We start from the raw sequence: 14633 nt of genomic DNA, 5'->3' as shown, positions 1-14633 counted from the left end.
ACAATTTTAAACTGTTGATTTTCAAATAATTAAACCCTTAACTTAATGACATTGTGCTAGCGCAAGGTGCTGGAGCTATTGGTAACAAAGCCATTGGAACAGGAGCCATTGGAGGAATGTTAATAGGAACTATTTTGGGAGTATTTGTAATTCCGGTGTTGTTTATTGTGTTCCAAGGTTTACAAGAGCGAATTAGCGGTAAACCAAAAAACATTTTACCTGAATCGGAATTAGAAGCCGAAGAAAATTAATAACTAGATACTGAAAAATTCAGCATAAAAATGAAAAAGCCATATATAATCAAAAGTGTACTTTTTGTAGCCATCATGACGCTGATGCAGTCGTGTTTTGTAGCCAAAGACTATGAAGCGCCAAAAGGAACCACCGAAAATCTATTCCGAACCGAAAGTACGGATACAACCTCAATAGCATCGGTGCCTTGGAATAAATTATTTACTGATACTATTTTGCAACAACACATCAACGAATGCTTGCAAAACAATTTAGACCTAAAAATTGCACTGCAAAATATCGAAGCGGCTGAAGCAACCTTCAAGCAAGGAAAAGCAGGTTATTTACCTTCAGTAACGGCAAATGCTTCGCTAACGCATCAAGAATTGTCCAGCAATAGCCAGTTTGGACGATTATTCAGTTCGTTAGACCAATATGAACTATCAGCAAAATTATCTTGGGAAGCCGATATTTTGGGAAAAATACGAAGCACCAAACGAGCCGCTTTAGCACAATTACTTCAATCCAATGCAGCTAAACAAGCCGTCCAAACCGAATTGATTGCAACCGTTTCATCTTTGTATTTTCAATTGCTTGCGGTGGATGCACAAATTAAAGTAGTGACCAAAACACTCGAGAACAGGACCGAAAGTGTTGAGGTAATCCAAGCATTAAAAAAAGCCGGAAATGTAAACGAAGTAGCGGTAAAACAAACCGAAGCGCAAAAATATGCTACCCAAATCATATTGAAAGATTTGGAATTCAACAGAAAAGTACTTGAAAATACCTTTTCGCAGTTGCTAGGAAAAGTTTCAGGAACCGTAAATCGTTCTGCATTTGAAACCCAAAAAATTGAGGCACATGTCAGTGCCGGACTTCCAGTTTCGGTCTTGAGTAAACGTCCTGATGTGGTTTCGGCGGAGTTAAACTTTAGAAGTTCTTTTGAACAAACTAATGTAGCGCGCAGTTTTTTTTATCCATCCTTAACCTTGAACGCTACTAGCGGTTTACAAGCTCTAGAACTTAAGCAATGGTTCAGTACCAATTCTATTTTTGCTACAGTAATCGCCGGATTAACACAACCAGTTTTTGCTCAACGTCAAAACAAAACCCGTTTAGAAATAGCCAAAGCCAATCAGCAAAAAGCCTACCTTCAATATGAAAAAGCCATTTTAGCTGCAGGTAAAGAAGTGTCAGATGCCTTGGCGAGTTATGAAAACGAAACCTCAAAACTAGCCATCCGCAAAAACCAGTTGGAAGCCTTAACCCAAGCAGCCAATTATTCAGATGAACTATTACAATACGGAATGGTAAACTACCTAGAAGTATTAACCGCCAAAGACAACGCACTAAACACCGAAATCAATTATATTGATAACAAATACAAACAAATGAACGCAGTGATACAATTATACAAAGCCTTAGGTGGAGGAAATTAAACACAGCAATAATAGTATTACACATACCAGCCTTTTGGCTGGTTTTTTTTATCCACAAAACTCCCAACTTCTACCTTCTATTTTCTGCCTTCCAAACTGTCATTCCCGCGAAGGCGGGAACCCAAAATCAAATCTCAAAAAAACCAGTAAAGCGAATAAATCATCACCAATCCGAGACATCCGTGTCAAAACTTAGCGTCTCAGCGCCTTAGCGATAAATCCCACGAGCAAAGCGAACATAATTTGTGTTAATTTGTGAAATTTGTGTTTAAAAAATCTAGGAGCAAAGCGACCAATCTTAAATGCCCTTAAATTCCTAAATGGTTAAAAGAAACAATGAGCAAAGCGAACATAATTTGTATCAATTCGTGAATTCGCGATAAAAAATAAGCAAAGCGAAAAAATCATCACCAATCCGAGACATCCGTGTCAAAACTTAGCGTCTCAGCGCCTTAGCGATAAATCCCACGAGCAAAGCGAACATAATTTGTGTTAATTTGTGAAATTTGTGTTTAAAAAATCCAGGAGCAAAGCGACCAATCTTAAATGCCCTTAAATTCCTAAATGGTTAAAAGAAACAATGAGCAAAGCGAAAATAATTTGTATCAATTCGTGAATTAGCGGTAAAAAAAAAGCAAAGCGAAAAAATCATCACCAATCCTTCAAATCTATATTTAATTATAAATGAGCAAAGTGAGTAAAACTATCACTTACAATCACCAACATACTTGTCAATCATATACTTTGTAATCTCCTTCAATTCATCACCATTCTCTGGGTTTCGTCCATCTTGGTTGAAAAAAGTTACTGTTCCATCTTTTTTGCCATACCAAACAATAGCTTTCCCGTTTTTAAAAAAAGTAGTCGTATCGCAAACTTTAATTTTTCGGAGTTCAAATTCGTTCTCATCAAAAGGAATAACAATTTCAGAAATGAACCCTAAATTCTCTTGTTGACAATCTATTTTTTCATAATGATTTCCTTTCCAAAGCATACACTGCTTTTCAGGCAAGATAATTTCTTTCATTCCATAACCTGCTAAAAACATCCCAGCAAAAGCTAAAATCCAAATCCCAATTTTCTTTTTTCCAGAAAAACCTTTTTCATCTTCTTTGGGTTCAATGAAAGTATTTTTCCTATCAGTAATATTTTCCTCTGATTTTGAGCTGTCTAAACTGCCATTTTTAATAAAATTACTTAATGGTCTTGGTTTAAAATCAACAATAATAGCTAAGATTTCCAGATACTCGACACCAGCGTTATAATTTTCTCGTTTAATAAAAAATTGTATTGGTTTTAAACGATCAATATCAAATTTCTGAATGCCTTTTTTTAAATCGTCTTCTTTCGCAACATTAAAAAACAATCGAAAGGTATTCTCATCTGCTTTAGATAGTTCTCTGTCAACAATAATTTCACAAATAGTTCTCAAACTAGTCAATTTCGGATCCAAAAGATAACTAGAAAACTCACCATAACAAGCTTCTTTTAACTTGTTTTTGATAGCTTTTGGATAATCAATATGAGATAATTTCATGTCTTGAAAATGAATTAAACTGAATTTTTCGGAAATATCGGAAACATCGGAAATCCTTATTAATACTGGGCAAAAATCACTTTTACTTTGTCTCAGAATTAGTTCTTGTTCTATATCGCGATAGAACAAATGTACAAAACTAGTTCTAAAAAAGTGTTGTTGTACAAAACCGAAATTTTTGTTCGGGAAGTATAAAAAATAAGGTTTTGTAACAACACACTTCACTTCCCAAAAAAAACAATCGAGTACTCAAAAAAAACGCTCAGGCATTTGCCCTGGCTATGGCTTCGGACAGAATCCGGACAGCCAAAACTATGTCCAATTTTTAAATTTTAAAATCATGAAGAATATAATTTTAGGTTCACTTTTTATATTGTCATCTATTTCGTTGACATCTTGTAAAGCTGAGGCAATTGAAGAAAAAGTTGCCAATCAAACTGTAAATGCTGATGGTGATACTGGTGGACAAACAAGTCCATTAACACCTCCAACACCACCTAAAAAACCATAATTTTTTTGTAGAAGTACTTTTTCTATATAAAATTTAATAATTTCGGGAAATGATACTAAAGCGGTTTCTTTTCCCGATTTTTATTCTTTTGATTTTTTCATGCAAGAAAAACTCAGATTATGATACTGATTTTAATTCCATCAATTATGATGATGCTATTAAAAAAGCAGCTGAATATTTAGAAAATCAAAAATACGACAGTGCTTTCTACTATTTTGAAAAAGCCAATATTTTAGCAACGGATAAAAAGCAAAAAACCTATGCTTTAATGCTTATGGCAGATATTCAAATTATTAATTCTGATTACACTGGTGCCGAAACCACAATTACGCAAGCCTATGAAAATTGTGATAATCCTGAATATTTGACCTATATCTACAATACCTTTGGAAGGATTTATCAAGAATTAAATGATTACAACGAATCGATTATATATTATAAAAAATGTTATAATGATACCCTTAGTAGTAGTAACAAAGCCATTATAAAAAATAATATTTCGGTAAATTACATCGAAAATAAAGACTACAAAAAGGCAATACAATTACTTAAAACTATAGCAGAAGACGACTCTTTACAGTATAATAAAGCGCAGCATGCAAGAGTTCTAGATAATTTAGGATATGCTTATTTCAAAATAAACCATGATAAAGCATTTCCGCTTTTGAATGAAGCAAATAATTTGAGAAATAGTTTGTTGGAAGTAAACGAAAGTATTTCTTCGCAAATCCACCTTTCTGAGTATTTTCAAAAAACAAATCCTAAACTAGCCTATCAATATGCCCAAAAGGCATTCAATGCTGCACAAATAGTGAATAGTCCTGACGACAAACTAGAAGCTTTGAAGTTTATGATTGAAGCAAGTGACTCCAATCAAACAAAAGAATTAGCCTTACAACAAATCCATTTGTCAGACAGCATAACAAAAGCACGACAAATAGCCAAAAACCAATTTGCAAAAATTAAGTTTGATTCCAAAAAAGCAACAAAAGAACTTGAAAGACAAAAGCAGTTAAAAGAATATTTTATACTTGGAATAGTACTACTCATTGGACTGGCTATTTTTATTTATTACAGAATTAAAATAAGTAATCGTAAAAAAATCGAAGAAACAGCCTTTAGAACCGAAAGTCGAATTGCCAAAAGACTTCATGACGAACTAGCCAATGATGTGCACAATGCCATAGCTTTTGCCGAAACCCAAAACTTGGAAAATCCACTAAACAAAGAAGCCTTGTTGGAAAATTTAGACACTATCTACTGTAGAACCAGAAACATATCAGCTGAAAACAGAGATATTGATACAGGGGAAAATTACCTCGAAAAATTAAAAGCCTTGATGGCAAGTTATAACGCTGATGATAGAAATGTGATTGTAAATGTAGATGGATTTCAGCACCAAAAAACTTCCAAAGAAATCAAAGTAGCCATTCATAGAGTGTTCCAAGAATTATTGGTCAATATGAAAAAACATAGTCAGTGTACATTAGTTGGAATCAGCATTAAAACAGATAAAAATAGGATAGAAGCAACCTATTCCGACAACGGAATTGGAACCTCCAATTTGTTAAATTTAAAAAATGGACTTCAAAATGCGGAAAACCGTATTCATTCACTAAAAGGAACTATTACATTTGATACCGAACCCAATAAAGGTTTCAAAGTAAAAATTACCATCCCAAATTAAAAGAGTATGTACAAAAAAGTCCTAATAGCCGAAGATTTTGACAGTATCAATATAGCAGTAGAACAAACACTAAAAGATTTGGGAGTTCAAGAAATACAATATGCCAAATATTGTGATGATGCCATTCTAAAATTCAAAAAAGCACTACAAGACCACCAACCATTTGATTTGCTAATTAGCGATTTATCTTTTGTAGAAGACTATCGCGAAGTAACCATAGCGTCAGGAGAAGAACTTATTCAAGCAATCAAAGAAATCCAGCCCACTATAAATATAATAGTCTATTCCGTAGAAGACAAACCCTATATCATCAAAACCCTTTTTGACGAAGCGCAAATCAATGGCTACGTAAAAAAAGGAAGAAACAGCATCAGCCAGCTCAAAACCGCAATCGAAACACTACTCTATGGAAAAACTTTCATTTCTCCCGAGCTAACCCATGCGTTGCAAGACAAAACAGGAAAAGAAATAGACAACTATGACATTACACTGCTTTCCCATCTTGCAAACGGTGTTGCCATAGAAGAAATGGAAACCCTTTTCAAACACCTAAACATCACACCAAACAGCAAATCCACAATCGAGAAACGAGTAGCCAAACTAAAAGATTACTTCAAAGCCAACAACAACATCCATCTAATTGCCATCACCAAAGATTTAGGTATTATATAATCACGTCCTTCCGTCACTTCGAGTGATTTTGCCAACTGAAAATGCCAATTTTTAGTTGGTGAAATTGTATCGAGAAGCGACTTCTATTATCTTTTCTCTTGTTTCTTTTCTCTTGTTTCTAAAACCTACAACCTATTCACACATCACCCGTCACTTCGAGTGATTTTGCCAACTGAAAATGCCAATTTTTAGTTGGTAAAATTGTATCGAGAAGCGATCTCAACAGTATCCTCTCAGTCTATTCTCTATTCGCTATTCTCTATTTTCTATTCTCTTTTTTCTAAAACCTACAACCTATTCACACATCACCCGTCACTTCGAGTGATTTTGCCAACTGAAAATGCCATTTTTAGTTGGTAAAATTGTATCGAGAAGCGATCTCAACAGTATCCTCTCAATCTATTCTCTTTTTTCTATTCTCTTTTTTCTAAAACCTACAACCTATTCACACATCACCCGTCACTTCGAGTGATTTTGCCAACTGAAAATGCCAATTTTTAGTTGGTAAAATTGTATCGAGAAGCAACTTCTATTATCTTTTCTCTCCCAATTACGGTTTCCCGTAAAATACTTCCAAACCAACAAATTATATTTGTCAATAATATTTGTGGTAACAATACCATCGGCAAAGACTATTATTTAGAAACCTGCCGGTGGTATTTGTAATTTGAATTCAAAACAAAACCTATAACAACAAGAAATAAAGCAAAATAATTTCGTAATTAACTATAAATTAACCACTTTTGTCAAATAACCGACCTAGAACTGTTAAAAAATATCAAATTAAAATAAAACGGATGAAGCAACTATACGTACTACTATTTTTTTGTCTAACCTCTGTCATAAATGCAAACGCAAAAGAAAACACCGCACCACTTGCGCCAGCCGCTACGATTACTGGAGGAACAACTGTCTGCCAAAACGCAGCCAGTCCACTAATCACTTTCACTGGAAGCGGCGGAACAGCACCTTATACGTTTACTTATAAAATAAATAATGGACCCGATCTGACAGTGGCGACAACTTCGGGAAATACAGTTACAGTTTCTGCTCCCACTGGAACAGCAGGTACTTTTACGTATTCTTTGGTTAGTGTTCAAGATTCTTCAAATCCAGTTCAAGTAAGCAATGTTAATGGGAATACAGTAATGATAATTACGCCTCAAGCAAATGCTGACTTATCTTCTTCGGCTGATTTTAGTGTATTTAACGGATTTCCCACTTATAGAGTTTGTACAAATCAACCAACTCAGTTAGACTTTAATAATGCCTCTTCAACATTAGCAACTAATACTAACTATAGCATAAATTGGGGAGATGGTTCTCCTAATTTCACAGGTACAACTTGGACAAGTTTATCACATACTTATCAGGTTGGTTTGTGGACATTGACCTATTCAATTTCAGCTCAAAATGGCTGTAATATAACTAAGATTTATAAAGTTTTTGTTGGAAATAATCCTGCTGTAGGATTAGAAAACCCAGGAAACACTGATGTTTGTATTACTTCTTCATTAACTTTCCCAATTACAGGAACTGAAAATAATCCTCCAGGAACGACTTATGTAGTAACGTTTAATGATAATTCACCACCAACAACATTCAATCATCCTCCACCAAGTTCTATTACACACACTTTTTTAAATAGTTCATGTGGAACTACAAGTGTATCTGGACCTACAACATATTCTAATTCCTTTTTTGCAAATATTATAGCAGTTAATCCTTGCGATCAGTCTTCCGCTATGGTTGTGCCAATCAGAATATCAACAGCACCTGATGCAGACTTTGGTTTGCCTCAACAAAGTGTTTGTGTTGGGAGTCAAATATGTATTACAAATACTTCAATTGGAGGAGATTCTGCTTCATCTTCTGGATGTACTTTGCCTAAACTTATTTGGTCAATTTCTCCAGCCACAGGATTTTCTTTAGCAAGTGGCACATTAGGAAATGATTTTAATTCAACAAATACTAACTCTTGGGTTAGCGGTTCAACTAATATTTGTCCTGTTTTTTCAGTCGCAGGAAATTATACTATTACCCTGAAAATAGGAAATCGATGCGGAATTGATACTATAACTAAAACGATTTGTGTACAACCACAACTAACTCCTCAATTTACCTTAAACACTAACGCTGGATGTGCTCCACAAGCCATTACAGCAACAAATACTACCAACTTAGCAAACCAATGTGCAACTCCATCATATCAATGGTCTGTTGCTTATTCACCTACAAATTGTGGCACATCGACAACACCAATTCCTAATCAAACCACACAAAATGCTTCTTTTAATTTTACGGAACCGGGAAATTATACGATTACATTAACCACTACAAATTCCTGTGGAAGCACAACAACTTCTCAAACAGTAACAGTAAAAAAGCCACCAACAGTTTCAATAGCTGCAATAAACAATTTCTGTGGAACGGCAAATATCGCACCTGTTGCCACAGTAGCTTCTTGCGCGCCAACTGGAAGTACTCTTACTTATGCTTGGAGTTTCCCTGGCGGAAATCCGGCAACAGCTAATACTCTAAATCCAGGAACCATAAGTTATACTTCAGCAGGTTCATATACTGTTTTATTAACAGTAACGAATGAGTGTGGAGTTTCCAATACCGCTTCTCAAACATTTTCGGTAAATGAAGCACCCGTAATTACAAATACAATTTTATCTCAAACGATTTGTTCGGGTTCCCAAACGGCTCCTGTTATTTTAACAGCTAATCCTTCTGGAACTACATTTTCGTGGACTGCTGTTGGAACCGCTGGAGTAATGGGTTTTGTTGCTTCCGGAACTTCAAGTACTATTCCAGCACAAACTATTACTACAACAAATACAGTAAATGGAACAGTAACATACACAATTACACCATCGTTTAATAACTGTGTAGGAACTCCGATAAATTATGTAATTACGGTTAATCCCGCACCAGTAATTTCCACACAGCCGGTTTCCAGTACAGTTTGTATAGACGGTAATCCTACTTTATTATCAGTGGCTTTGAGTAGCACTTCGGTAACACCGTCTTATCAATGGTATGCCAATACGGTTAACTCTACTGTGGGAGGAACAGCAATATCGGGAGCTGTTAATAGTTCCTATATGCCTCCTTCAAATACTGTTGGTGTTGTGTATTATTATTGTGTGATTGCATTAGCTTCTGGAGGATGTTCAGGATTAACTTCAAGTGTAGCATCGGTAACCGTAAATCCTTTACCAACTATAGTAACGCAACCTCTAATATCTCAGGAACTTTGTGTAGGTGTATCATTGCCTACTGCACTTTCAGTTTCTTATAACGGAGGAGTTGGAACGGCAACATACCAATGGTTTTCAAATGTTAATAATGCTACAAATGGAGGAACACCTATTTTAGGAGCAACAACAGCATCCTATTTACCACCAGTTTATTCTTCTGCAGGAACGTACTATTATTATGTTGAAATTTCTTTATCAGGAAATAATTGTGGAGTTACAACAAGTAATATTGCTCAGGTTGATGTTTCCCCAGATCCCATTATTACAAATCAACCTTTAGTTACCCAAACCTTATGTCAAGGTGCGACACCAATATCATTAACGGTATCGGCTTCTGGAGGCAACGGTGCTTTTTTGTATCAATGGTATTCAAATACATCCAATTCTAATACAGGTGGAATTTTAATTTCAGGAGAAACAACAGCCAATTATATTCCACCTACAACTACTGTAGGAACAGTATATTATTATTGTACAGTAATACAATCTACTCCTGGTTGTTCTGTAAACAGCCAAACAGCAGCAGTAATAGTTAATACATCTCCTAGTATTATAAATCAACCCCAGCCAAGTACGGTTTGTGTTGGTAGCACTCCAACAATTTTGAGTGTTACTGCGTCAACAGGAAGTGGCTTTCCAACTTTTCAATGGTATTCTAATGTAAACAATGACACTACAACTGGTACTCTTTTACCAGGTGAAACTAATTCGACTTTTACACCACCAACTAATAGTATTGTAAGTTTGTATTACTATTGTTTGCTAACTTTCCCTGCAATAACAGGAAACTGTGCTACTATTGCTACCAATACAGCATTAGTTGCAGTGATTCCAACTGCTGCAATTGACCAAAATCCAGTATCGCAACAAAGCCTATGCGTAGGAGCAACTATCCCAACGCCTTTAACAGTAACACCAACAGGTGGAATAGGAACGCCAACCTACCAATGGTACAGCAATACTAACAATACCACAACAGGTGGAACACCAGTAGGTTCAAATGCTTCAAGCTATACTCCACCCGTTTTTACTGCTACAGGAACGTACTACTATTATGTAGTCATAAGCTATACAAACGGTTGTGGCAATCTAACCAGTACCGTAGCACAAATTGACGTGGTAAGTGACCCAACAATTACAACGCAACCATTAGCCTCTCAAACCGTATGTAAATCAGAGACAGCAACCCAACTATCTGTTACGGCAACAGGCGGAATTGGAACCAACTATTCCTATCAATGGTATAGTGATACTAATAACGACTCTGCAAATGGAACATTGCTAGTGGGTGAAACCAACAACACGTTTACACCGCCAACAACCAATGCAGGTACTTTTTATTACTACTGTGTTATAACGCAACCTAATTCAACAGGATGTAATGCAACAAGCACCGCAGCAATGATTACGGTCAATATTGCGCCAGCATTTACTACAACACTAACTTCGAGTACTATTTGTTTGGGGCAATCACCACCGCAATCGCCATCGCAACTTGTTATCGTTACTAATAGTGATGCGCTATCCCCAAATTATCAATGGTATTCAAATACTACCAATAGCAACAGCGGTGGAACGCTACTAACAGGCGAGAACAATGCTACCTTCAATCCTCCTGCAACAACTGCCGGAATTACTTATTACTATTGCGTAGTCACTTTTCCAACAATTGTGGGAACCTGTTCTGAAATTAAATCAGCTGCAGCAGAAGTAATCATCAATCAAAACCCAATTATCGGTCCTGAAACAGCAACCATTTGTAGCACAACATCGTTTTCAATAACACCTACAACTGCGGGAGGAAATATAATTCCAACGGGAACAACTTATACTTGGTCAACTCCTACAGTCAATCCTGTTGGAGCAATAACCAATGCCACTGCAGAAACTAATCCGCAAACAACTATAAGTCAAAATTTAATCAACACCACTACAAATCCTGCAACGGTTACTTATACCGTTACACCAAAATCAGGAAACTGTATCGGAACTAATTTTTTGGTAACCATAACGGTTAATCCTGCCATAAATCCAAACGTTGTGGCAACCAACAATACTTGTTTTAATGTGGACAATGCTTCTATAACAACCAACATTACAGGTGGAATTCCTCCTTACACTATTACTTGGACAGGTCCAAATAGTTTTTCTTCAATCGCTACAAGTATTCAAAACATTGAGCCAGGAAACTATGACTTAACGATTACGGATACAGGAAACTGTCCATTTACAAGTTCATATACCATCACCGAGCCAAACGATATCGTAATTACAACAGACAGCAATAATAACATCACTTGCTTTGGAGCTAATAACGGTTCAATCGCCATTTCAGTAACTGGCGGAACAGGAACTTACACCTACAATTGGACAAAAGATACTTTCCCATTTGCAGCAACCGATGATATCAACAATTTAGCACCTGGAGTTTATGTCGTTACGGTATCTGATGCCAATAACTGTGGTCCAAAAACAGCATCATTTACAATTACCGAACCTCCTTTACTTCAAGTCAACTTAGTAAGCCAAACCAATGTAGATTGTTTTGGTTTTTCAACAGGCGCAATAAATGCGGATGTAATAGGAGGAACTGCGCCTTATACCTATGCATGGTCAAACGGAGAAACGACAGAGGATATTACAGCCATTCCCGCAGGCGTGTACAACCTCATTGTTACCGACAATTTAGGATGTTCCCAAAACCTTTCGGTTACCATAACCCAATCGCCCGAAATCATCATCAATGCAATTACAACCCCAATAGTTTGTTATGGTGACAACAATGCAACTATTGACGTAACCATTTCTGGGGGTGTTGCACCCTATCTATACCAATGGAGTAATTTAGCAACTACGCTAAATCTTACCAATCTTGCGCCTGATGATTATATCATCACTGTTACGGATGGCATTGGATGTATAAAAGTACTATCCATAAACATTCCTAGTCCGCCAATCTTTGACGTTGCTCCGGTAGTTTCCAATATCTCTTGTTTTGGAGCGAATGATGGAAGTATTAATCTCAATTTTGTTGGAGGAATTGCTCCAGTAAATTTAGTTTGGAGCGATGGAAGTACTTCCGGAACTTCTAGAAACAATCTTCCTCCAGGTATTTATTCCGTAGTAATTACAGACTCAAAACCTTGTACCATTTCCAGAACGTTTACCATTGTTGAACCAGCAGCAATTGTATTATCAGCTAATGTAACCAATCCGCTAGATTGTACCAATGGAAGTTCGGGCGCTATCGATTTGATTATTGCAGGCGGAACACTACCTTATAGTTTCCTTTGGACCAATGGTGCAACCACCGAAGATGTATCAGGAGTGACAGCTGGAAATTATGGTGTAACACTAACCGATGCCAATGGTTGTTCTACATCAAAAACATATACACTAATCAGACCTGCACCATTAGAAGTAGCCGTAATCACTCAAACCGATGCCAATTGTACTACTCGAATAGTAAACCAAAGTTTTGTGGCACAAGCATCTGGTGGTGTTCCGCCATACCAATACCAATGGTCTAGCGGAAACGTTAGCGGTTCAAATAATGAAATTATGAGTACACCATTAAACGGAATTGTAATTGTAACTGCAACCGATGCTATTGGATGTACCACTACTTTTTCCGTTGACGTGAACAATCCAGTGATTGGAACTGCATCTTTTGAACCCACATCAATAGGAATTATAAACTATGGCATGTTTGCAATTGGCGATCCTATACAATTTGAAAGCACCATAACAGGCGATTACATTTCAGTCCTTTGGGATTTTGGCGATGGAACTTTTTCAACAGAAGTCAATCCGATACACACCTATTTGAATGTCAAAGATTCCTACACCGTAACACAAACAGTCACTTATCCTTTCGGTTGTGTGTACACCCAACAACTTGAAATAAACGTAGAAAAAGGATATATTCTTGTCGTTCCAACGGCGTTCACACCCAACGGCGATACTAAAAACGACACCTACAAACCCGTTACCAAAGCATTAAAAAACATCCAACTCGACATCTATGATACTTGGGGTTCATTAATCTATTCCGAAAAAGGAGAAGTACTCCTAGGTTGGGATGGAAAAATAAAAGGAGTAAATGCCGAAAACGGAAATTATTACAGCAAAGTCAGTGCCGAAACATTCTACGGAAGTATTATAAACCAAAATCAAACCTTTGTTCTAATCAAGTAAAAGCCAAATGATGAAATTAAAAATTACCCTATTCATATTAGTCGCTTTCACTTTTTATAAAGTACAAGCACAAGATCCAGTCATCACCCAATTTTATTTAATGCCCGAAAAAATGAATCCGGCCTTCACTGGAATTTCAAACACATGGAACGCAGGTATTCTTCACCGAAGACAATGGCCCGATGGCAATAGAAAAATCGATACCCAATTCGGTTTTTTCAACAATTTGATACACGACCAAATAGGATTGGGTGTAACCGTTCTCAACCACAATGAGGTTTTTACCAACTATAACTACTTTCAAATCAATACTGCTACATCCTACAGGATAGATTTAAATTACGATTGGCGCATGCGTTTCGGACTAGAAGTAGGCTACGGTAGAAAAGACTTCAACTTTCGAAACCTTTTGCTCGAAGACCAAATCAATATAAACGATGGTTCCATAAACCCAATTTCGCAAGATCCAGGTCTCGCAGGTTTGAATAACAAAGTAGGTTTCTTTGATATGAGTGTAGGTTTTGTTGTCGACCAAGAAAACGCTTGGTTTGGCGCATCAGTAAAACATTTAACACGACCAGACATCTCGTTCAAAGAAAACGGAAATGCGCCGCTAGACATGCTGCTTTCTCTACACGGAGGTTATTATTTTGAATTTCTAAATGCACCTTCAACCTTCATTCCCGAAGACACCACACTGCTACTCACCGCCAACTACATGCGACAAGCACAATACAACCGACTAGACATTGGAACCGTATTAGATTTTCCACGATTTAGCTTAGGAGTAATTGCAGCAACCAATCCACAGGCAAAAAGCGACAACAGCCATCTCATAACCTCCATAAACCCAGTAATGGCGTTTAAACTAGGTGAATTTAGCTTTGGCTATTCCTATGATTTAAACACTTCAAGAATAGGAAGAACACAAGGTGTACATGAACTAACCCTAACCTGGCAATCCAGCTACCGATGTGATGATTGCGAAAACTACAAAGTAAAACTAAAACGAAACGGCGAATCAGGATACCAAAAAATGTAATCCCTAAATCCCAAAACCACTTCCCGTCACTTCGAGTGATTTTACCAACTG

Annotated in this window: 7 protein-coding genes and 1 pseudogene; 7 read left to right on the top strand and 1 reads right to left on the bottom strand. The window is 36.7% G+C overall.

Translation table 11 applies throughout. The features are described from left to right. Positions 1-41: 41 nt before the first annotated feature. Together IAI56_RS13605 and IAI56_RS13600 are read left to right on the top strand one after the other, a co-directional pair. Positions 42-251 (top strand): annotated as a pseudogene (locus IAI56_RS13605) (efflux RND transporter permease subunit); the annotation flags it as partial. A 30-nt stretch (positions 252-281) separates the two neighbouring features. After that, entirely contained in the window at positions 282-1670 is a 1389-nt protein-coding gene (locus IAI56_RS13600) for a TolC family protein (RefSeq protein ID WP_187658388.1), read from the top strand. A 706-nt stretch (positions 1671-2376) separates the two neighbouring features. Here the strand turns inward: IAI56_RS13600 and IAI56_RS13595 are convergent. Then, positions 2377-3207: a hypothetical protein gene (locus tag IAI56_RS13595; protein ID WP_187658387.1), complete on the bottom strand. Its 831-nt coding sequence runs from the start codon at positions 3205-3207 to the stop codon at positions 2377-2379. 340 nt (positions 3208-3547) lie between these two features. On the opposite strand from IAI56_RS13595, the gene IAI56_RS13590 reads away from it, so the two are divergent. From IAI56_RS13590 to IAI56_RS13570, 5 genes are all read left to right on the top strand, one after another. Further along, positions 3548-3718, top strand: a complete 171-nt coding sequence (locus IAI56_RS13590) for a hypothetical protein (protein ID WP_187658386.1) — start codon at positions 3548-3550, stop codon at positions 3716-3718. A gap of 49 nt (positions 3719-3767) precedes the next feature. After that, entirely contained in the window at positions 3768-5405 is a 1638-nt protein-coding gene (locus IAI56_RS13585; RefSeq protein WP_187658385.1) for a tetratricopeptide repeat-containing sensor histidine kinase, read from the top strand. Positions 5406-5411: 6 nt separating this feature from the next. Next, positions 5412-6077: a response regulator gene (locus IAI56_RS13580; RefSeq protein ID WP_187658384.1), complete on the top strand. Its 666-nt coding sequence runs from the start codon at positions 5412-5414 to the stop codon at positions 6075-6077. Between the two features lie 797 nt (positions 6078-6874). Next, positions 6875-13540 (top strand): PKD domain-containing protein, encoded by a 6666-nt coding sequence (locus IAI56_RS13575; protein ID WP_187658383.1) that lies wholly within the window; start codon positions 6875-6877, stop codon positions 13538-13540. 7 nt (positions 13541-13547) lie between these two features. Further along, entirely contained in the window at positions 13548-14582 is a 1035-nt protein-coding gene (locus IAI56_RS13570) for a PorP/SprF family type IX secretion system membrane protein (RefSeq protein ID WP_187658382.1), read from the top strand. Positions 14583-14633 lie beyond the last annotated feature (51 nt).

Source organism: Flavobacterium macrobrachii, assembly GCF_014486675.1.
In the GTDB taxonomy this organism is placed as follows: domain Bacteria; phylum Bacteroidota; class Bacteroidia; order Flavobacteriales; family Flavobacteriaceae; genus Flavobacterium; species Flavobacterium macrobrachii.
The sequence above is the reverse complement of the archived record's forward strand: the minus strand, read 5'-3'. Positions and strand labels throughout refer to the sequence as shown.